The organism is Ruegeria sp. CDSB117 (genome assembly GCF_059611005.1).
This window is the reverse complement of the sequence record NZ_JBXWOS010000005.1, coordinates 142,083-161,695: the sequence shown is the minus strand read 5'-3', so window position 1 is coordinate 161,695 and position 19,613 is coordinate 142,083. Positions and strand designations below refer to the sequence as shown.

Sequence of the window (19,613 nt, the reverse complement as noted above, 5' to 3'; positions counted from 1 at the left end):
TTCCTCCCAATGATCATTGTTCACGGCCAGTTATCCCGGCTTCTTAATGTGTTGTCAGCCCTAAAGAGCGCAGCTGCTACATTCAGCGCAGCCCGTCTTTGCCTTCTGCCTCCTCATTCGTCAGTCCGCCTACACGCGGCAGCGGTCGTCCGCTGTCGGTGACCGCAACTGCCACCATGATCTCATTCGCACGGGGCGCGTCGTTCAACTGCACTTCGATGCCGTCAAAATGGCTGCGCACATAGGCCGCGTCCTTGTGACCAAGCGGTACGTCCAGTACCTGCCCAGGGCTGCCCATCTTCTTCGAAGAAGGAACCAAGGCAGCGCCCTTTTCGACCTCTTTGCGCAGTGGCGCGCCCAGTTTGGGGTGCAGGATGGCGGCGGCATGTTCCAGCTCGCCATTCTCACCGACCATCGCCGATTTTCCATAGCTTTCAGCCTGTTCCGGCGTGATGTTAAGGGCCTCGACGCAACGACGGCCTAGCAAAGCGCCCAACTCAGCCCCGGTTTCCATCAGCGGGGTCAGATCCTCGACATATTGCCCGGCAAAGGGGTTTTCGATCACGGCCACAGCCACCGCCTTGCGCGTGGCGGGCGAGATCGAGCGCCCTGCCTCGATATGGGTTTCTTCAATATTGACGGCGATTTTTCGGATCTTTGTCATCTTAGCCCGTCCTCTCCTTTGATGTCCCAAGCCTCAAGCCCGCCCGAGCGCGAATGCACCCGCGGTCCGGTTGTCATGACCAGGGAAAATGCCAGCTCGCCGGCCCGAGGGGCGTCATTACAGCCGACTTCCATGCTGTCGAAGTGACTACGTACATATGAGGCGTTGATGTGCGTGATTGGCACGTCCAGCCGCGCACCCACGCCGCCCACTTTTTTCGATGAGGGCACAATCGCGTTGGCTGTACCCAGCAACTGCCGCATCGCGTAACCACCGGGGGCGTGCCACAGCGCGCCGTGTTCCAGCTCACCGCCTTCGCCAACCAAGGACCCTTTGCCGTAGCCTTGGACGTTTTCCGGACCACCCAACATGTCGATCAGTGTTTGCGCCATTTCCAAGCCTAAAGGTTTGAGGTCTTCCATAAAGCCCTGAATTTCGGGTTCGTAGCGTCCTGCGAAGGGGTTGGCGATCACGGCCATCGCAGCGACCCGCACCTGCGGCGTGTCGGAAAGTGGTCCGCCTTCGTGATAGATTTCTTCAAGCGAAAACAGCTTTTTTCGCAGTTGAACGTCAGGCATATTGTGGAACCTTCTGAGTGGTTGAGATCACCAATCGGGACGCGCCCGTCTGGCAGGAGTGAGAGCCAAGAGACAGATGGGCGGCAGAGATCAAACCGCGTCCAAGCATGGTCTCGGCAGTATTCAGGCCGTGTGACAGGGCATCTTGAATATCTTGGGCAGAGAGTTGACCGACAGAAACCGGAACCGGCAGGTCGCCCAAATCGCTGTCATCGCGCAGTTGATTGGCCGGAAGGCGCCGGATGGCCGGATGCCCGGGCAGATCAACCGCGTTGGCGATCAGAGTCGCTGCCACATCGGCCATTGCTGCGTTGCTGGCCAGCACTGTAACGCTGTCGGCGATGCCAAGGCTCAGACTACGTCCGCCGCGACCCGACGTGGCAATGCCACCAATTTTGTCGCTTGCACGGATAGCAATGCGGCCCAGGTCGCACCCGTCAAGCCCACTCATGGCGATGCTATAGTCCTGACTCGAGCACAGATGCACGGCGATGTCTCCGCCATTGTTGACCGACGCGCGATCCAGGGGCGTGGCCTGTAGCATGGCCGCCAGTACTTCGTCTGCAACGGCTCCGGCAACTGCGGCCATGCGTGTAACAAACACGTTGGTATGAGGGCGGGCAGCGTCATCCATACGGCGCGCTACCCGTCCTTGAGGGCGGGCGCATTCAGCCGTCATGGGCGTTTTCAACAAAGCCAGTTCATCCACTAAGCCTTGCAGCAAGGATTGGAACCGTAACTGGGCAGCTTCAAATGCGATATCGCGCGCCCCATCTGCCTCGACGATCAGGTCGATCGGGCCGTGTTGCAGATGCAATCTGCGGCCACACGGCAATATGGCAGAGATGGGTTGCATCTGACCTTATGCTCCTTTCGCCCAGCGGTAGTTGTTCGAAGACATAGGGTCGGGCTGGTTTTCGAACTGATCTACCTTGCGGGTTTCGTCCGAGATGACATCTGCAACTGGCTTGATCTCATCCATGTGCCCCCCCAGCGTGCCATAGTCGCTGACACGCATTGTGAACTCGATGGGGGCGACCAGTGCCGGGGTCGGAACATATCCGAACGATCCTGTGGGCATATCCAGAATGTCCACCATCACGGTGATGCCGCCGCCAGGCCAAACGTAAGCTTCGGCCCCGCCGCAGGATACAAAGGTAAGCGAGTCCTTGACCGATTTCGTGAGACGAACCGGGTTTTCCGTGACACCCGCCCGCAGGCTGCCGCCTGCGCCGCCCATGAACAGAACCGAGCAGACCGAAGGTTCGCAGTTTTCGGCAATCAGCTCAGCAGACGCCTTCAGCGCCGGGGGAATCTCGACGGGCTGAGGTTTCAGCTCGGCATCCAGTTCAAAATAGCCATATTGCTCACCAGTGGTGGATACCATCAACAGGCTCATACCTTCACGCGCGAATTTCGGATTGAAATCGCCCAGAATTTTCAGCGGATCCTCGATATCCGTACCGCCCCAGCCGGTGCCGGGCTCTGCGACCTGAAAATAGCGACCCGGAGTAGAACGACGGCCATTGATTTTGATCCCCGTGGGTTCGACGTCCAGCAGTTTGCCTGCCTGATGCTCGGACAGAACGCCGGTAATGTGGTCGTCGACCACCACCACGTCATCCACATGTTCAATCCACTGCTTGGCGAACATCCCGATTGTGGCCGAGCCGCAGCCCACCCGCATCAGTTTTTCCTCGACCCCGTTGATGATGGGCGCTTTGCCGGCCTGAACAACAACCGTGGTCTCATGTCCTTCATCACCGATCACCATCTCGACGGCTTCACGATTGCACAGCCGAAGCAGGGCATCGCAGGTGATCCGGCCCTCTTTTTTGGTGCCGCCAGTCAGGTGCTCTACGCCGCCCAGCGACAACATCTTGGATCCGTATTCTGAGGTCATTACGTGCCCGACCGGCTCTCCATTTACGCGGACAACATCGCGTTCGTGGCCGATATGACGGTCGGTGTCGATCTTCACCTTGACGCCGCAATACGAGAATATCCCCTCGGTCACCACGGTGACCATATCCACGCCCGCCACGTCCTGGCTGACGATGAAGGGCGCGGGTTTGTAGTCGGGATAGGTCGTGCCCGCGCCGACGGCCGTCACAAAGGGCCGTTTTCCCTGCACGATGTCGCCGTCCCAATCTTCGGGGCCCTTACCATCCTTCAGGAACGGGACCAGACGAGTGTCTTCTGCACTTTCGATGATGGTCAGCGCATCCAGTCGGACAAGATCGCCGCCATGGTTGGCATAGCGGTCACAGGCCCCGATTTTGCCATCTGCGATATAGCACATCACCGGGCAGGCGTCGCAGCGGATTTTTTCCGTTATTGTGCGCTCAGTTGGCATCTGTCAATTCCTTGATTGCTGCGCGCATTTTTGCTGGTGTGGCGGGACCGTGAGTCAGCCGAACGCCGCAGGCGCGCTTGATTGCGTTGAATAGGGCCGGGGCCGTCGGGATCAGCACGTGCTCACCCAGGCCTTTGGCACCATAGGGGCCGTGGGCATCCTCTTCCTCGATGATCAGCGTTTCGATCGGAGGGATGTCACCAATGGTCGGGACCAGATAGTCATGCAGGTTCTCGGTGCGGCCGGGCAGGTATTCTTCCATCAGTGCCATGCCCAGACCCTGCGCGATACCGCCCTGTACCTGACCTTCGACCAGCATCGGGTTGATCGCCTTGCCAACGTCATGGGCGGCCACGAATTTGATCGGTTTCACCGTGCCCAGCTTTGTGTCCACCTCGACAACCGCCAGATGCGCAGCATATCCAAACTGCGCATAAGGTATTCCCTGACCGTTTTCGTCCAACGGTTTTGTGGGCGGGTCATAGGTTTCTTCGGCGCGCAGGACGTAGCCTTCTGCGTCAGGCTCCAGCACGGTCAAGTCGATAGAGTGATGTTGCCCGTTGTCGTCCACCACAATCAAACCTGCGCTCAGAGTGATCACGGCGTCAGGCCCGGCGTTCACGCGGGACAGAATCTGCGCCCGCATCGATTCACCCGACAGACGTGAAGCGCTGCCAGAGACATAGGTCTGACGTGAGGCCGAAGTTTTGCCCGCGTCTGGCGTGACATCCGTATCGGCCCCGATGATTTCGATCTGCGCAACCGGGACACCAAGTGCCGTGGCAAAGATCTGCGCGATCACTGTGTTTGCCCCTTGGCCGATATCCATTGCCCCTTGGTGCAAGACCAAACTGCCATCTGACCGGATACCCGATTTGATCGTCGACGGGTTGGGCAACGAAGTGTTGCCGCACCCGTACCAACCTGCCGCCAGTCCAACGCCGCGCTTCAAGGTATTGTTTCTTGCGTTGAATGCCTGAACCGCTGCATTTTCTTCGGTCCACGCGGGACGCAGCGCTTCGAGGCAGGCACGAATGCCGACACCTTGATCGAAAATCTGTCCGCAAACAGTAGGTACTCCGTTTTCCAGCGCATTGTTGATGCGGAAATCAAGCGCGTCGATGCCCAACTTGTCCGCCAACTCATCTAACAGGCATTCCTGCGCGATGGCCGATTGCGGAACGCCAAAGCCCCGGAATGCGCCCGACGGCGGGCAATGTGTATGGATGCCTTTGGCTTCGGCGCGGTAGTCGGCAATTCTGTAGGGACCCGAGGCATGCACGGGCACCCGGTTGGCTACGGTCGGACCCCAGCTGGCATAGGCACCTGTGTTGAACAGCCCATCAAAAGTCATCCCACTGATACGACCGTCTTTGGTTGCCCCTATCTTGACCCGCAAGTCGGAAGGGTGGCGTTTGGTGGTGGACTGCATCGACTCGGTTCGGGAATAGGTCAGTCGCACCGGCTTACCGGTTTTGAGCGCGGCAAGAGCCAAATAAGGCTGCACCGAAATATCCAGTTTTGAGCCGAACCCGCCGCCGACCCCGGTCGGGGCAATACGGATCTGATCGCGCGGCATCCCCAGGATGATCTCCAGCGCGTCCAGGTCCATCACCGGAGCTTGCGTGGAGGCATGGACTTCGACCCGCCCGTTCACGATCTCGGCGAACCCGGCCTCAGGCTCGATATACCCATGTTCGACAAAGCCCGAGCGGAAATGGCCTTCGACCACAACATCTGCGTTGGCCAACGCTGTTTCTGGGGTTCCGCATTTCACGAAACCGGCACACATAACGTTGCCGTCGCGATCTGGGTGCAGCTGCGCGGCTTGGGGCGTCATGGCGTCCAGTGAATCCAGCGCGGCGGGTCTTTTTTCCCACGTTACCGGAAAATCTGCTGGGTCGAAGGTTGCCAGAACCTCGGGCAGGCCAATGATGGCGGCGACAGCTTCGCCACGGAACCGAGCCTCGGTTTCCGCGAAGACAGGTTGGTCGGCAAAGTCGGGAATAACGCCAAAGTTGTTGCGCCCGGGAATGTCGGCCGCAGTCAGGACCGCTTCGATCCCTGGGGTCTTATTGGTCCAAGTGTCCAGATCGCCAAGTGTAAATCGGGCACGGTGGTAAGGAGAACGGATGACATAGATTTCCAACGTACCTGCCGGGGCAACATCATCGCCAAAAAGCTCTGTGCCTGTAACCTTGTTTTGCCCATCCACGCGCCAGATGGCGTCGCCCGCGTGTCCCAGTGTTGCTTCTGGCAAGGCAGGCGCACCAGCGGCGACCACGGCATCGATAATCTTGCGATACCCGGTGCAGCGGCACAAAACACCGCCAAGGGCATCCTGGACCTGTTCATTGTTTGGCTCAGGTGTCCCGCGCAGCAATGCGACGGCAGCGGTCATCATGCCGGGTGTGCAGATTCCGCACTGCGCCGCGCCGTGGTTCTGAAAGCTATCTGCCAAACGTTTGGCAATCTGGTCATCCTGCGTCAGCCCGGACACCGTTTCCACGGACCGCCCAGCAGCCTGTTGGGCCGGAACCAGACAGGCGCAGACCGGATCACCATCGACCAGAACGGTGCAAGCACCGCAGTCGCCAGCATTGCACCCGATCTTGACGTCGCGTGCTGACAGCCGCTCGCGCAGCATTTCCGACAGGCGCTCACCCACGCGCGGCACCGTGCTGACAGGGTGGCCGTTCAAGGTGAATTCGGTCGTGAATTCATCAGCGCGTTTATCCATGGTGTTTTCCCGCCTCTGCGATTGCCCGGACACATTGTTCTGCCACCGCGTCCAGTCGGAATGCGGCGTCCCCACGGACGTCATCAATGGGGCTGAGCGGTGCCAAATGCTCTGATGAAACGCCAGCCGTTTCAGGGGATTCCCCGATCAAATCGGCTTCGAGCTGTTCCAGTCTTTGTGCCACGGCTGATGCGGCCCCCACAGCGACGCGCGCATAGTTGATCCGGCGGTTTTCATCGAGGCCGATGATGACAGAAGTCATCGTGATCGAGATCACAAGGTATCGCCGCGCGCCGAGTTTTTCGAAGTGCCCAACAGTTCCTTTGGGCGGATCGGGCAGGTAGATCGCGGTCACAATCTCATCGGCGGACAGCGCCGTTTTGCGCACGCCAGTGATGAACTCTGACAGCGGAACCTCGCGAAAGCCACGGGCCGAGCCAAGCTCAACGCTGGCCTCCAGCGTCAGCAGTGGCGGCACGCCGTCAGCAGCCGGCGAGGCGTTGCACAGATTCCCTGCAATCGTGCCGCTGTTCTGGATTTGCAGGCTACCGACTTCCCGCGCTGCCATTTGCAGGCCCTTAAATGCTACGGGCAGATTGGCCCGGGCAATGTCTGTCCAGCTTGTTGTGGCTCCGATTCTCCAACGGTCATCCACAAGTTGGATGCCCGAAAGACCATTGATGCGTGTGAGGTCCAATATGTCGGTGTGCAGCTCATGACGCTGCCGAGATGGGAAAAAGTCAGTGCCGCCAGCGACAACCGTCAGATCATTTCTGGTCAGCAAGTCAAATGCATCATCGAGGGTGTTGGGAGAGAGATACCGCAAAGTGTCTATCCTGATGAGAAATTTCTCGTTAGTACACAAATGATATTACACGAACAAAAAAAATGTCAACGATTTGTTTGAGCCAGTTTTGTTTATCATGAGCGCGGGCAGAAGATTGGATGACGGATATTCAGTCCATTGATCATTCCCCTTATTTTCAGAGCCAATTTGAGGAGCAGTCACTCTAGTCGCGATAAAATTGGGCGATGTGACGGCGCATTGCCGATTTTGTTTCACGGACGTCCAGAAGTTCCAAATTCCGTCAGTAATTCATTGACACACTAACAAACAGTCATGAATATAGTGATCGATCACTCACCTTCGTGTGGATCTTACAACGGGCTGAAACCTACCGCCTGGTGTCAATAGGGAGGAAGAAATGAACAAGTTCAATTTGATGATGGCGACCGCACTTGCTGCTGGTCTTGTTGCAGGGGCTGCTGCGGCACAGGAAAAAGTACGAATCGCTTTCATTGATCCGCTATCCGGGCCATTTGCGACGACGGGCACACAAGGCTTGGCGATCTATCGCCACAGCGTCAAAGAGCTGGTGAACGAACCTGGCGGGCTGTTGGATGGGAATGCCGAATTCGAGATGGTGCCTTTCGACAATAAGATCAGCGCAAAGGAATCGCTCATCCAGTTGCAGGTTGCCATGGATCAGGGCATTCGCATCATCGCTCAGGGCGCATCATCCGGTGTGGCGAACGCGCTGACCGAAGCGGTTGCCAAGCACAATCGTCGCAACCCTGATGATCCGGTTATCTTCCTCAACCACTCGGCCGTTGACCCGGCGTTGACCAATGACAAGTGCCAGTTCTGGCATTTCCGCTTTGACGCCAATGCTGACATCAAAATGGACGCGTTGACCGATGACATTGCAGCCAACCCGGATATCAAAAAAGTCTATGTGATCGGTCAAGACTATTCGTTCGGTAAGGCTGTTGCTGCGGCCGCACAGCGGTTCCTTCAGGAAAAGCGCCCCGATATTGAGATTGTCGGGAACGAGTTGCACCCGATCGGCAAAGTCAAAGACTTCACGCCCTACGCGCGCAAGATTGTTGGTTCGGGCGCAGATGCCGTGATCACCGGTAACTGGGGTGGCGATATGGTCGGTCTGGGCAAGGCGGTCATGGGTGCCGGTTTCGACAAGCCGATCTACACCTACTATGGCGCGACCTCGGGCATCACCGCGGCCTTTGGTGAAGAAGGCGACGGTATCGTCAAGCTGGTCGGAGCAGGTCAGGTCAATCCGGCCCCAACTCCTGAAGCGCAGGAGTTCATCGAAGCCTTCTATGTAAGCTTCCCGGATCTGGACTTCGGTCAGCCTCAGATGGCGAATGTCGCACCGATGCTGGCAGCCGCGATCAACGAAGTTGGCAACGCCACGGACATCAAGGCGATCGCCTACGCGCTGGAAGGTATGGAATACGACAGTATTGTCACTGGCAAGACCGTGATGCGTGAAAGCGATCACCAGACGATCCAGACTGTGACCGTGCAAGGGCAGACACCTGAGGCTGCGTTCGACTATGACAATTCTGGCCGTGGTATGGTTGCAGAAACGGTTGTCGAACTGGCGTCCAATGACTCGCCCACCACGTGCGAGATGAAACGCCCATAACCCTCTAACCACTCTGGTGGTCCGTCCGAAATCCGGGCGGGCCGCCAGGCTACCACTCAATAAAATGCAGGGAGACACGTAATGGCGCTGTTCCTCGTGAACGTGTTGGATGGATTTGTGACTGGTTTGTTGCTGTTCATGCTATGCAGCGGTCTGACACTGATCTTTTCCATGATGGGCGTTCTGAACTTTGCTCATGCCAGTTTTTACATGCTGGGTGCCTATTTCGCCTATCAGATCAGCCTCGTCACCGGGTTCTGGGTCGGCTTGCTTGTCGCGCCATTGATTGTCGGATTGATCGGAGCTCTGATCGAGCGATACGGATTAAGACGCGTTCACAAGTACGGGCATGTGCCGGAGCTTATCTTTACCTTTGGTCTTGCGCTGCTGATTGAAGAAACGATTCAATTCTTCTGGGGCAAGAGCCAGCTTCCCTTCTCGGAACCTGCCGCGCTGGATTTTGCAGCTTTCGCCATCGCTGGAAATGCCTTTCCTGCCTACAAGGTTTTCATGATCGCCGTTGCGATGGGGATATTCCTGACGCTGCTATACATTCTGACCAAGACCCGTATAGGCATGACCATTCAGGCCGCGCTCAGCTATCCCGAAACCGTCCAGAACCTGGGTCATAACGTACCGTTGGTCTTTATGTGCGTGTTTGGCGTAGGAACCGCGATGGCCGGGCTGGCCGGCGTCATCGCTGGTCCGGTTTTGGGCGTATTCCCTGGCATGGCGGTACAGCTTGGTTCAATCGTTTTCGTGACCATTGTGATCGGCGGTTTGGGCTCGCTTTGGGGCGCCTTGGTTGCATCCCTGATTATCGGCTGGCTTCAGACCTTTGCCACTGCCTATGACGTCACGGCCGAGCAGGTGCTGACCGCGATCGGCTTTACCAAGCCGGAGATGATCTGGGATCATCCACTGCAGGATCTGTGGACACTGACGCTGCCTCAGCTTGGTCCGATCTTACCGTACTTGTTGATGATCATCGTTCTTGTTCTGCGCCCGCAAGGTCTTATGGGGAACCGTGAATCATGAGTATCGCTAGTAAGACGCCTTTAACTGCGGGCACTACGCGGCTGATATCGCTATCGAACGTGATGCCCTGGGCTTTTGCCGCTTTGTTCCTGTTGTGCCTGCCGTTTGTGTTCCAGTCCAGTTCGGCGCTGACGATCATGAACCAGATGGCAATCACCATCGTCTTCGCGCTGAGCTACAACATGTTGCTGGGGCAGGGCGGCATGCTGTCCTTTGGTCATGCGGTCTATATGGGTCTTGGCGGGTTCTTCGCCATGCACGTGATGAACATGGTCGAGGACGGGCTGTGGTTGCCATTGCCGTTTCTGCCGATTGTCGGGGGTTTGTTCGGCATGGTCTTCGCCTTCCTGATCGGTAGTTTTTCGACCCGCCGGGCAGGCACTGTATTCGCCATGATCTCGCTTGGTGTCGGAGAGCTGATCGCCGCCTGTTCCGTCATCATCGTCGTGTTCTTTGGCGGCGAAGAAGGCATCTCGGGCGACCGGACCATGGGTCCGCCAGTGTTCGGTTATGAATTCCTTACACAGCAAGACGTTTATTACCTTACGGTCGTGTGGCTTTTGGTGGCAGCGCTGCTGATGTATCTGTTCTCGCGCACGCCGATCGGGCGGATCGCCAACGCAGTGCGCGACAACGAAGAACGCGCCGAGTTTTTGGGGTATTCTCAGCGCAACGTTCGCTGGATTTCCTTCTGTGCTTCGGGTTTTTTTGCCGGTGTTGCCGGGTCGTTGTTCGCGATCAACTTTGAGATTTTGACCGAGGAAAACCTGAACCTTGCAACGTCAGGCTCAATCCTGCTGATCACCTTCATTGGTGGTGCAGGCTTCTTTGTCGGGCCGATCATCGGGGCGGTCGTGTTCACCCTGCTTCAAACGGTTCTTGGCCTGCATACCGAATTGTGGGCGCTGTATCTGGGCATATTATTCGTGGCCTGTGTGATGTTCTTCCCGTCGGGATTTGCCGGGTTGATCGCGATGCATCGACGCCCACTTGCCCTGGGTAAACTGAATTTGCTGATCAAGCCGTATCTCAAGGTGGCAATCCCTGCGATCACGAGTGTCTTGTCCCTGGCCGCCATTTTGGAAATCCTTTTCCACAAGCGCCACGGATACGGTGGCGATCACGAGATGCACCTCTATGGCATTGCCTTTGACAGTGGTGGCTATCAGGCCGTAGCGTTCGCAGTAATCATCGCCGCGATCTCGCTATTCCTTGTGTCCCGCGTTTTGCCAGAAATCCGTGAAGCCTGGGACAATGCCAACCATGCGGAGGATCGGGCATGAGCGCTCCTGCTATTGAGCTGAAAAACCTCGAAAAAAGCTTTGGTCTGGCCAAGATCATTCAGGGTGTGAACCTGCAGATCGCCAGGGGTGAACGCCACGCGGTTATTGGGCCAAACGGGGCCGGGAAATCGACCCTGTTCAACCTGATCACCGGGCGGTTCGCGCCGACCTCGGGTGGGGTGTTTCTGCACGGCGAAGATGTCACCGGATTGAAGCCCTTCGAGATCAACCGCCGTGGCCTCAGCCGATCTTTCCAGATCACCAACATTTTCCCCAACATGACCGTGTTCGAAAACATTCGTTGCGGGTTGTTGTGGACAATGGGGTATCGCTATTCGATTTGGCACCTGATTGGTCGGCAGCAGGATGTGACTGAAAAGGCTGAGGGAATTCTGGCACAGATCAATCTGACCTCGCGCCGGAATGAACTGGCAGGCACGCTGGCTTATGCCGAGCAGCGCGCGCTTGAGATTGGGATCACGATCGCTGGTGGGGCCGATATCATTCTGCTGGACGAACCCTGCGCCGGGATGAGCCATTCAGAAACTGACCTGATCGTCGATCTGATACGCAACGTGACCGAGGATAAGACGCTATTGATCGTCGAGCACGACATGGGCGTGATCTTCGATTTGGCCGACAAGATCTCGGTCCTTGTTTATGGCGAAGTGATCGAATCCGACACGCCGGACGTCGTGCGCGCATCGGTGAAAGTGAAAGAAGCCTATCTGGGCGCAAGTTTGGAAGAGGAGGCGGTGTAATGCTTCAGGTCACCGACTTGCACGCATATTACGGAAAAAGTCACATTCTTCAGGGGGTGAACCTTGAAGTGGGCGAGGGCGAAATCGTCTCGCTGCTGGGGCGCAACGGGGTTGGGCGGTCAACTACCTGCAAGGCGATCATGGGCGAGGTCGCGCCGCATGGGTCGATCAAGTTCCGTGGCCAGGAGATCGCTGGCCGCAAGAGCTTTGAGATTGCCAAGGCCGGGATTGGCTACGTGCCCGAAAACCGGGATATCTTTCCCGGTCTCACAACGCGCCAAAATCTGATACTGGGGCTGAAGCCGGGCCAAAAGGACGGCGATGGCCGCTGGTGTATCGAGGACATGTTTGAGATGTTTCCCAACTTGCGCAACCGTGCGGATGTGGATGCCTCGGTCATGTCGGGCGGCGAAAAGCAAATGCTGACCATCTGTCGCGCTTTGATGGGCAATCCAGATTTCATCATGATCGACGAACCGACAGAAGGTCTGGCCCCGAAGATTGTTGAGCAAGTGGGGGATCTGCTGCTGCAGATTGCCGAGCGTGGCGTCTCGATCCTGTTGGTCGAGCAAAAGCTGACCATCGCTTTGCGTGTGACCAATCGGGTTTACGTCATGGGTCACGGGCATATGGTTTACGAAGGCACCCCGCAGGCATTGCGCGAAAATGACGAAATCCGGAAGGAATGGCTGGAGGTCTGAGGCTGTGCCGCAGGCACCTTGCCCATAGTAAGTCGCGCTGTCAGCAATACCGCAAAAAGATTGAAGGGAACTTCGTAAATACGGAGTTCCCTTCTTTTTTGGTGCACCAGATTATTTTTTCAGGAACGGTGCCATTGTCTTAAAGAACTTCTCGCCATAGGGCGGGCGAAGAGCCTTGAAGACACCATCCATGTTGATCTGCTTGAAGATAGCCTTTGCGTGGCTGAACCGTTTGAAACCATGCAGGCCGTGATAAGCGCCCATGCCACTGTTTCCGACACCGCCAAAGGGCAGGGTGTTCTGCGTCGAATGCATGATGGTCTCGTTGATGCACGCTCCGCCGGAAATGGTGCTTTCCATCACCTGCTCCTGCTCGGCCGCGTCCTTGGCAAATACGTAAGCCGCCAGAGGGCGCGGACGGGTGTTGGCAAAGCCTATGGCCTGATCCAGCGAGTCGTAAGGCAGGATTGGCAGGATCGGCCCAAAGATTTCATCCTGCATGACGTCCAGCGCCGGATCGGCGTCGACGATCAGTGTCGGGGGCAGAATTTTCTCATTTGTGGTTGAGAGATCTTCGTTGGCCGGATTGACCTGAACGACCCTCGCCCCTGCCGAGCGTGCCTGCTCCACAAGGCCCTTGAGTCGGTCGAATTGGCGATCGGTCACGATATGTGTGACATCCGGGTTGCCGGACAGGGTCGGAAAGGCCTCGGCAAGTTTTGCCGCAAGCTGGGTAGCGAATTCTTCCATCTTTGCGCGTGGGACCAAGACATAGTCCGGTGCCAGGCAAACCTGACCCGCATTGAATCCTTTGCCCGCCGCAATCCGGGCGACCGCAAGGTTCATATCCGCGCTGGGGGCGATGATGGCGGGGTTCTTGCCACCAAGTTCCAGTGTTGTCGGCACCATATGTTCAGCTGCTGCACGAAGGACGTGCGGGCCAATGGTGCTGGCGCCGGTAAACAGCAGGTGGTCAAAAGGCAGGGCAGTGAACGCCTGTGCGACGTCGACGCCACCGGTCACAACCACGGCTTCGTGCGGGGCGAAGTTTGCTTCTATCAGCGACTTCAAAAGGTCGGATGTGCGGGGTGTGAACTCTGACGGCTTCAGCATGACCGAGTTGCCTGCCGCAAAGGCTTCGGCCATTGGGCCGATGGCCAGATAGATCGGAAAGTTCCAGGGGCTGACAATACCAATGACACCCAGGGGTTGAAAATGGATGCGACCGCGCGCGCCCAGCAAGCCCAACGGAAACTCGACTTTTGCCTTCTCAGGGCGCATCCAGCGATCAAGGTTGTCCCGCGCGAATTTTAACTGTTTTACCGTGCCAACGATGTCGGCCGCGATCGTTTCATGTTGTGACCGATTGCCAAAATCGGTCGAGATCGCGTCAATCATGGCATCGCGATTATCCAGTACCAGGTCGATTAACCGCGTGATGCGATCCGTACGTTCAGCCGCGTTTGGCGCGCCATGTTCGGCCTGGTGGGCTTTTTGTGTCTCCAAAAGCGTCGCGAGGCTCTCGGCGGGGTTGGGGCTATGCTGGTTCAATACGCGTCTCCTGCGGTTGGTTTTGCGGTGCGCAGCCGCCTTCCTGTTGGTCTGTGTGCCCGTTCTGTCCCCTTGGTCACAAGGGTCGGGTTTCGTTTCTTTGCCGCCGGGCTGCGAAGTCTGCGTTGACATTTATCCGGCGATGTGGAAGGTAAGTGATCGTTCACTAATTAGCAAGAGCGCAGTATGACCCTGACCACAGAAGACAGGTTCAAGACCGGCATGCAGTTGCTGGCGGCCTCAACGACCATCATCACTTCAGAATTCGAAGATTCGCGCGCCGGGATGGCGGCGACGGCGGTATGTTCGCTAACGGCCGATCCGCCAGCTTTGTTGGTTTGCATCAACCGAACAGCGCGAACATATGGCGTCGTGATGGACAGCCGAAAGTTTGCCGTAAACCTCATACCTGATGACATGACCGAGGTTGTCGGTGCCTTTTCGTCAAAAATGGACAAGGAACAACAGTTCCAGGCAGCCGGGACATGGATCAAAGGAGATCTAGGTCTGCCTGTTTTGAAAGAGTCCGTCGTGTCCTTTGAATGCGTGGTCGACAACTGGGCAAATACGAAGACACATGCGGTGTTCTTCGGTATGGTGAAAGAAGTTCACCTGAACCCGGAAAAGTCGGCGCTTATTTATGGGCGCAAGGGATTTCACAAACTCACACCGCTGGAAGGCTGATGTAGGGTCAAAGTGAATTTTCACCTGACTCCGCACGCCTTACACCACCAAAAACCGCCACTAAAAACGACCATCACGTAACTAATAATTTGCCGTGATGATGCCCGGGAGGAGACACCAATGCCGACGCTTGGACAGCTGATCGACCGAAACGCAGACCGCTTTGGGGATCAAGATGCTTATGTGGAACTGGACCGCCGTCGCAGTTGGCGCGAGTTAGGCCAGCGAACAGATGCGTTGGCGCATGCGTTGCGGTTGCTGGATGTCCGCAAGGGTGACAGGGTCGGCGTGATCCTACCCGACTGCATCGAGGTCGCAGAAACCATCGGCGCTTGTGCCAAGGCCGGTGCGATTCGAGTGGGTTTGAACTATCGCCTCGCCCCGCGCGAAATCGGCGCGCTGATTGACGACGCGGGCTTGGATGTTCTGATCGTGCAGGACACGAAAGTTGCAATTGCCCAAGAGGCGTTGTCCTTCAGCAAGCGCCAGCCCGTGCTGGTGGGTGTCGGTGCCCAGCATGCGCTGGAGCGGGATTATGAAACCCTGATCGCATCAGCATCTGATCGCGGGGCCTTCACCCAAACCCCACATGAGCAATTGATGATCTGCTACACCACTGGTTCAACCGGTTTGCCGAAAGGTGCGATCTATCCTCACGCGTTGATGATCGAGTCAATGGGTGTAATCGCGCTGACTGAAGGTGCGGGTCCGGACGATGTCTGGCTGCACGCGATGCCGGCATCGGGTGTTCCGATCATTCACCTACTGCGTAACATGTTCCACGGTACCAAATGCGCGATTGTTGGCGAATGGGATGCTGAAACGGCGCTTAAGCTTATTGACGGTGAGCAGGCGACGATCTGCGTTCTGGTGCCGACAATGCTGAACGACCTGCTGTCTTCCGGCCTGATTACGCAATACAATTGCTCGTCGATCCGGCAATTGGGGTATGGGTCTGCGCCAATTCCACCCGCGACAGTGCGCGATGCTCTCAAGGCTTTCGGGTGCAAGTTCTTGCAGATGTTTGGCACGACCGAGCTGATGGGCATGGGCATGATGCTGACCGCAACCGATCACGAACGCGCTTTGAAAGACGGGCACAACTGTCTGGAAAGCGCGGGTCGACCACTTTACTACGTGGACGTCCGTGTTGTGGATGAGCAGGGCGATGACCTTCCCAGCGGTGAGGCGGGTGAGCTGCTGATACACTCGCCCTATGTGATACCGGGCTATTGGAACCAAGCGGTGGAGTATTCGGAAACCGTCCGCGATGGTTGGCTGTATACCGGGGATATTGCTGTGATCGATGGCGAAGGTTACGTGCATCTCAAGGACCGGGCGAAATTCCGCATCAAGTCCGGCGGATATAACGTGTTCCCGGTTGAGGTCGAAAACTGTCTGGCTGAACATGATGCCGTCGACGAAGTCAGTGTGTTCGGCCTGCCCGATCCGAAATGGGGGGATCGGATTCATGCCGTTGTCACCCTGAACTCGGATACCGCTGTTAGTGGCGCGGAACTGCGTGAGTACTGCCGGGGTAAGATTGCCAACTTCAAGATCCCTAAAGATATCGAGATTTGGGACGCATTGCCCAAAGGACCGACCGGCAAGATTCAAAAGCGCGAAATCATCGAGATTTGCAGCCGCGACGATCAAAGCGGCGCCGCCTGAGCGTCCTTCCTGACCGAATGCTCTTGGTCAGGGAATGATAGTTCGAAAAACAGTGTGAGGCTTGATCGTTGAAATGCGGTCAAGCCTCGTCGTTTCAATGGCCCACCTCAAATGAAGCAGGCGATCTGGTTGGGCAAGCGACCTAGTGAAATCTCTGTCGCTTGCCTTGTGTATCTACGCTTCCATGTGGCGCAGAACCGATCTCTGAAAGTAGGTCAGCGGAGATTCAGCCCCCGGACCAGCGGCCATTTTGCCAACCACGTATTTGGGGGACATCATCGCACGCTGCATTTTTTCGACGACATACACATCTTCAGTCTGGAAGTCTTGTGTTTCCAGCGGATGCACCTTCCAGTGCGAACTTTTGATCATGCCGGATACTTTGTCATAGCCGGGGATATCCTTGACGGATCCGCGGCTCGACATCCATGATTTTGCGGCCCAGACATAAGCATGCAACCGTGTCACACCGGCGCTTACAGGCTCCATCACGGATATCGAGAAGGACCACGGGCTTGCCACGATCAGTGTTGTCGGGAACAACATGTAGACGCCGCCATAGCCTTCTTTCTCAGCATGTGGGATTTTCTTCGCGTTCCATTTGTCCATGCGCGTTGACACGAAATTCGGAACACGCGAACGCACGGTTTCGTTTTCAGTCGAGTACCAAACCTGATTGTCGCCATAAGGGTCCCAGATGTTCTTGTCCTGAGTTGGGCCGCCCAGTGTGTTCTTGTGCAGATAGGCCAGGTGGTATCCGTCGATCGCGTTCTCGAAGAACACTTTCCAGTTGCACTGCATTTCATAGGTTACAGGTTCACCGTAAGATATCAGTTCAGGGCTGGTGATGTCGTGCGGCCAGACGACATCTTCCAATCCGCTGAGCCATTCTGACAAGTCCTGATCGGGTTCGGGATTGACAAACACAATGCCCTTGAACACCGCGACCGAAGCCCTGTGCAGGCCGTTTTCTTTTTTGTTGATGTCCGGGAAACAGGCTTGCTGGTCAGGGATACCACGCAGCGCGCCATCCAGGCCAAAAGTCCACGAGTGATAGGGGCACACGATCGTCTTGCCCGCATTTCCGCAGCCATGGTCCAGCAGTTCGGTTCCGCGATGGCGGCAAATGTTGTGGAACGCACGCAGTTCGCCATCGTTTCCACGGATTACGACCAGGGTAAAGTGCCCTGCCTTGGCCGTCATGTAATCGCCCGCATTGGCAACCTTTGACTCGACGCCAGCAAACACCCAGCTGCGCGAAAACAGCTTTTTGTTTTCCTGTGCCAGCCATTCATCTGATGTATAGGCTTCGGGTGGCAATTCCTGGGTGGCGACCTCTGGCATTTGGTTTGGCTGTTGCATGAATGATCTCACAAATGGCTGCTAGGTTTTCATTATTGTCATCGTTGACAGGTAACCAGAAATGTGCCATATGTCAATAAAAAGTGATCGTTCACTAAAATCGACGAATTGGAAGAAATTGGCCGCAAAAACAGCGGCTAATCAAGATTTCTTGGGCTCTTGTCCGGAGCCCGATGAAGGGACTGGAAACGCCATGCCGCGCCCGAGCTTAAAAACGCAACGGTCAGAAGAAATCCTTGATGCCTATATGACCTGCGTGGCCCGGTACGGGCTTGATGGCGCCACCCAAGAGCGTGTCGCGACCGAGGCTGGCGTGAAGCGACCATTGTTGCGGCACTACCTTGGCAATCGTGACCAGATGATTGCAGCGCTAAATCAGCATGTCGCAGACGCGTTCAACGAGCTTACATTGGAGTTGGACTGTCATCTTACGCAGATCGAAACAGGCGATCAGCTCTTGGAAATCCTATTTGCCGAAGATGAAGAGATCGACCCACGGCTTGCTGCTGCGTGGCAGGGGTTATCCGCATCAGTCGGGGATCATCCCGAACTTGCCGAGCCGTTGCTGGAAGTCTTGGCACGTTTTGTGGCGGTTCTTGAGAAGTTCCTTGGTCGCGTGTCGCCCGACGCTACACCAGAACGGGTCAGGGCCGTGGCGCAGGGCATTTCAACGATCTTCCTGTCCCTCGATTCACTGGCCGCACTTGATGCGCCGTCAAATTGGCGTACTGAATTGAAGCGGGCGGCTTCATTGCTGACGGAAACTTTGTAATTGCCAAGTCGGGTCGCATTCGACACCGTCAGCGCGGCAGACCCTCTTCAGTTTGGGCCTGCGTTGACAGCCAGTGACGAAAGCTGCGCAGCGACGGATCGTCCGACTTGGTTTTTGGCCAAACAAGATAGTAGGCGCCCATCATCTCGACTGCGTCCGGAAAGGCTGCGATCAGTTTGCCTGTCGCGAGGTCCTGTTCGATCAAATAATTTGGCAGTAACGCAACGCCGAGACCGTGAACCGCCGCCTGATTGATCGTTGTGTATTGATCGTAAATCGTTCCGGGCAACGCGTCGGGATGGCTTGTCCCCATATGGCTGAACCATTCTTGCCAGGCATGGGGCCGGGTCTGGATGTGCAGCAATGGGAGTTTCAGCAGATCTCGCGGTGATGACGGCGCGCCTTTGGGCAGCAAGGATGGCGCGCAAACCGGCAATACACTTTCCACGCGCAGCAACAGCCGATCCGTGCCGGGCCAATCGGGTTCACCAAAATGCAGCGCTGCGTCGAAGGGTTCAGAGGTAAAGCTAAACGGACGCAGGCGTGTCGACATGTTGATGGTTATTTCCGGATGCATGCGGGCAAATTCCGGCAATCTGGGCACCAGCCACCGCATTCCGAACGTCGGCAAGATCGCAAGGTTCAAGGTGCCACCAATAGGAGCCACGTGCAGCTTTAACGAGGCCTGAGCGATCTGGTTCAAACCTTGCCGGACCTCGGCTACATATTCCTGTGCAACCGGGGTCAGCAGCAGGCGTTTGCGGTCCCGGCGGATCAGATCGACACCTAGCTGTGCTTCCAATGTTTGCAATTGCCGGCTGACGGCGCTTTGGGTCAGGGCAAGCTCATCAGCGACCGCAGAAGCCGAGCCTAAGCGATCCAGCGCTTCAAGGGCGCGGAGTGATGAGATTGAGGGGAAAAGGCGGCGTGGCGTTACCATCTATGCGGTCTGCTCATGAATTGCCCCGTTATCTTGCAGTTATTTGCGATTTGTTCAAACAT

The 19,613-nt window shown here is 56.6% G+C and carries 17 protein-coding genes; 8 read left to right on the top strand and 9 right to left on the bottom strand.

Features of this window, described 5'->3' with window-relative positions:
* Window positions 1–82: 82 nt before the first annotated feature.
* Genes AC2FJC_RS08220 through AC2FJC_RS08195 form a run of 6 tightly spaced genes read right to left on the bottom strand, consistent with a single transcriptional unit; the run spans window position 83 to window position 7,164 of the window.
* Window positions 83–664, bottom strand: a complete 582-nt coding sequence (locus AC2FJC_RS08220; RefSeq protein WP_496724844.1) for an amino acid synthesis family protein — start codon at window positions 662–664, stop codon at window positions 83–85.
* On the bottom strand, window positions 661–1,242 hold the full coding sequence (locus AC2FJC_RS08215) for an amino acid synthesis family protein (protein WP_496739111.1): 582 nt from the start codon (window positions 1,240–1,242) through the stop codon (window positions 661–663). The genes AC2FJC_RS08220 and AC2FJC_RS08215 overlap by 4 nt, the downstream gene beginning before the upstream one ends.
* Window positions 1,235–2,098 carry a UPF0280 family protein gene (locus AC2FJC_RS08210; protein WP_496739110.1) on the bottom strand — a complete coding sequence of 288 codons (864 nt, stop codon included), beginning with the start codon at window positions 2,096–2,098 and terminating at the stop codon, window positions 1,235–1,237. The genes AC2FJC_RS08215 and AC2FJC_RS08210 overlap by 8 nt, the downstream gene beginning before the upstream one ends.
* Window positions 2,099–2,104: 6 nt before the next feature.
* Window positions 2,105–3,598: a 6-hydroxynicotinate reductase gene (locus tag AC2FJC_RS08205; RefSeq protein WP_496739109.1), complete on the bottom strand. Its 1,494-nt coding sequence runs from the start codon at window positions 3,596–3,598 to the stop codon at window positions 2,105–2,107.
* Window positions 3,588–6,338: a molybdopterin-dependent oxidoreductase gene (locus tag AC2FJC_RS08200; protein ID WP_496739108.1), complete on the bottom strand. Its 2,751-nt coding sequence runs from the start codon at window positions 6,336–6,338 to the stop codon at window positions 3,588–3,590. The genes AC2FJC_RS08205 and AC2FJC_RS08200 overlap by 11 nt, the downstream gene beginning before the upstream one ends.
* Entirely contained in the window at window positions 6,331–7,164 is an 834-nt protein-coding gene (locus AC2FJC_RS08195; protein WP_496739107.1) for an FAD binding domain-containing protein, read from the bottom strand. The genes AC2FJC_RS08200 and AC2FJC_RS08195 overlap by 8 nt, the downstream gene beginning before the upstream one ends.
* A 379-nt stretch (window positions 7,165–7,543) precedes the next feature.
* Between AC2FJC_RS08195 and AC2FJC_RS08190 the strand changes: the two genes are divergently transcribed.
* The 5 genes from AC2FJC_RS08190 to AC2FJC_RS08170 all read left to right on the top strand — a co-directional run bounded on the left by AC2FJC_RS08190 (window position 7,544) and on the right by AC2FJC_RS08170 (window position 12,571).
* Complete coding sequence (locus AC2FJC_RS08190) at window positions 7,544–8,788, top strand: branched-chain amino acid ABC transporter substrate-binding protein (protein WP_496739106.1); 1,245 nt, start codon at window positions 7,544–7,546, stop codon at window positions 8,786–8,788.
* A gap of 81 nt (window positions 8,789–8,869) precedes the next feature.
* A complete protein-coding gene (locus AC2FJC_RS08185) occupies window positions 8,870–9,826 on the top strand; it encodes a branched-chain amino acid ABC transporter permease (protein WP_496724831.1) in 957 nt (318 codons plus the stop codon).
* Window positions 9,823–11,109: a branched-chain amino acid ABC transporter permease gene (locus AC2FJC_RS08180; RefSeq protein ID WP_496739105.1), complete on the top strand. Its 1,287-nt coding sequence runs from the start codon at window positions 9,823–9,825 to the stop codon at window positions 11,107–11,109. The genes AC2FJC_RS08185 and AC2FJC_RS08180 overlap by 4 nt, the downstream gene beginning before the upstream one ends.
* A complete protein-coding gene (locus tag AC2FJC_RS08175; protein WP_496739104.1) occupies window positions 11,106–11,870 on the top strand; it encodes an ABC transporter ATP-binding protein in 765 nt (254 codons plus the stop codon). The genes AC2FJC_RS08180 and AC2FJC_RS08175 overlap by 4 nt, the downstream gene beginning before the upstream one ends.
* Complete coding sequence (locus AC2FJC_RS08170; RefSeq protein ID WP_496724825.1) at window positions 11,870–12,571, top strand: ABC transporter ATP-binding protein; 702 nt, start codon at window positions 11,870–11,872, stop codon at window positions 12,569–12,571. The genes AC2FJC_RS08175 and AC2FJC_RS08170 overlap by 1 nt, the downstream gene beginning before the upstream one ends.
* Before the next feature lie 111 nt (window positions 12,572–12,682).
* Here AC2FJC_RS08170 and AC2FJC_RS08165 read toward each other — a convergent pair whose 3' ends face one another.
* Entirely contained in the window at window positions 12,683–14,122 is a 1,440-nt protein-coding gene (locus AC2FJC_RS08165; RefSeq protein ID WP_496739103.1) for a coniferyl aldehyde dehydrogenase, read from the bottom strand.
* A 186-nt stretch (window positions 14,123–14,308) separates the two neighbouring features.
* Here AC2FJC_RS08165 and AC2FJC_RS08160 point away from each other — a divergent pair, with 186 nt between their 5' ends.
* Together AC2FJC_RS08160 and AC2FJC_RS08155 are read left to right on the top strand one after the other, a co-directional pair.
* Window positions 14,309–14,806 (top strand): flavin reductase family protein, encoded by a 498-nt coding sequence (locus AC2FJC_RS08160; RefSeq protein ID WP_109311127.1) that lies wholly within the window; start codon window positions 14,309–14,311, stop codon window positions 14,804–14,806.
* Between the two features lie 120 nt (window positions 14,807–14,926).
* Window positions 14,927–16,477, top strand: coding sequence for a class I adenylate-forming enzyme family protein (locus AC2FJC_RS08155; protein WP_496739102.1), 1,551 nt, complete (start codon window positions 14,927–14,929; stop codon window positions 16,475–16,477).
* Between the two features lie 174 nt (window positions 16,478–16,651).
* On the opposite strand, the gene AC2FJC_RS08150 is transcribed toward AC2FJC_RS08155, so the two are convergent.
* Complete coding sequence (locus AC2FJC_RS08150) at window positions 16,652–17,839, bottom strand: aromatic ring-hydroxylating oxygenase subunit alpha (protein ID WP_496721474.1); 1,188 nt, start codon at window positions 17,837–17,839, stop codon at window positions 16,652–16,654.
* 193 nt (window positions 17,840–18,032) lie between these two features.
* Between AC2FJC_RS08150 and AC2FJC_RS08145 the strand changes: the two genes are divergently transcribed.
* Window positions 18,033–18,611 (top strand): TetR/AcrR family transcriptional regulator, encoded by a 579-nt coding sequence (locus AC2FJC_RS08145; protein ID WP_496739101.1) that lies wholly within the window; start codon window positions 18,033–18,035, stop codon window positions 18,609–18,611.
* Between the two features lie 28 nt (window positions 18,612–18,639).
* On the opposite strand, the gene AC2FJC_RS08140 is transcribed toward AC2FJC_RS08145, so the two are convergent.
* A complete protein-coding gene (locus AC2FJC_RS08140; protein WP_496739100.1) occupies window positions 18,640–19,551 on the bottom strand; it encodes a LysR family transcriptional regulator in 912 nt (303 codons plus the stop codon).
* Between the last annotated feature and the right edge of the window lie 62 nt (window positions 19,552–19,613).

Excerpts from the sequence above, each read along its gene's own strand:
- AC2FJC_RS08220 (WP_496724844.1), bottom strand. The coding sequence starts at position 664 with ATGACAAAGATCCGAAAAATCGCCGTCAATATTGAAGAAACCCATATC.
- AC2FJC_RS08215 (WP_496739111.1), bottom strand. The coding sequence starts at position 1,242 with ATGCCTGACGTTCAACTGCGAAAAAAGCTGTTTTCGCTTGAAGAAATC.
- AC2FJC_RS08210 (WP_496739110.1), bottom strand. The coding sequence starts at position 2,098 with ATGCAACCCATCTCTGCCATATTGCCGTGTGGCCGCAGATTGCATCTG.
- AC2FJC_RS08205 (WP_496739109.1), bottom strand. The coding sequence starts at position 3,598 with ATGCCAACTGAGCGCACAATAACGGAAAAAATCCGCTGCGACGCCTGC.
- AC2FJC_RS08200 (WP_496739108.1), bottom strand. The coding sequence starts at position 6,338 with ATGGATAAACGCGCTGATGAATTCACGACCGAATTCACCTTGAACGGC.
- AC2FJC_RS08190 (WP_496739106.1), top strand. The coding sequence starts at position 7,544 with ATGAACAAGTTCAATTTGATGATGGCGACCGCACTTGCTGCTGGTCTT.
- AC2FJC_RS08185 (WP_496724831.1), top strand. The coding sequence starts at position 8,870 with ATGGCGCTGTTCCTCGTGAACGTGTTGGATGGATTTGTGACTGGTTTG.
- AC2FJC_RS08180 (WP_496739105.1), top strand. The coding sequence starts at position 9,823 with ATGAGTATCGCTAGTAAGACGCCTTTAACTGCGGGCACTACGCGGCTG.
- AC2FJC_RS08175 (WP_496739104.1), top strand. The coding sequence starts at position 11,106 with ATGAGCGCTCCTGCTATTGAGCTGAAAAACCTCGAAAAAAGCTTTGGT.
- AC2FJC_RS08170 (WP_496724825.1), top strand. The coding sequence starts at position 11,870 with ATGCTTCAGGTCACCGACTTGCACGCATATTACGGAAAAAGTCACATT.
- AC2FJC_RS08160 (WP_109311127.1), top strand. The coding sequence starts at position 14,309 with ATGACCCTGACCACAGAAGACAGGTTCAAGACCGGCATGCAGTTGCTG.
- AC2FJC_RS08155 (WP_496739102.1), top strand. The coding sequence starts at position 14,927 with ATGCCGACGCTTGGACAGCTGATCGACCGAAACGCAGACCGCTTTGGG.
- AC2FJC_RS08150 (WP_496721474.1), bottom strand. The coding sequence starts at position 17,839 with ATGCAACAGCCAAACCAAATGCCAGAGGTCGCCACCCAGGAATTGCCA.
- AC2FJC_RS08145 (WP_496739101.1), top strand. The coding sequence starts at position 18,033 with ATGCCGCGCCCGAGCTTAAAAACGCAACGGTCAGAAGAAATCCTTGAT.
- AC2FJC_RS08140 (WP_496739100.1), bottom strand. The coding sequence starts at position 19,551 with ATGGTAACGCCACGCCGCCTTTTCCCCTCAATCTCATCACTCCGCGCC.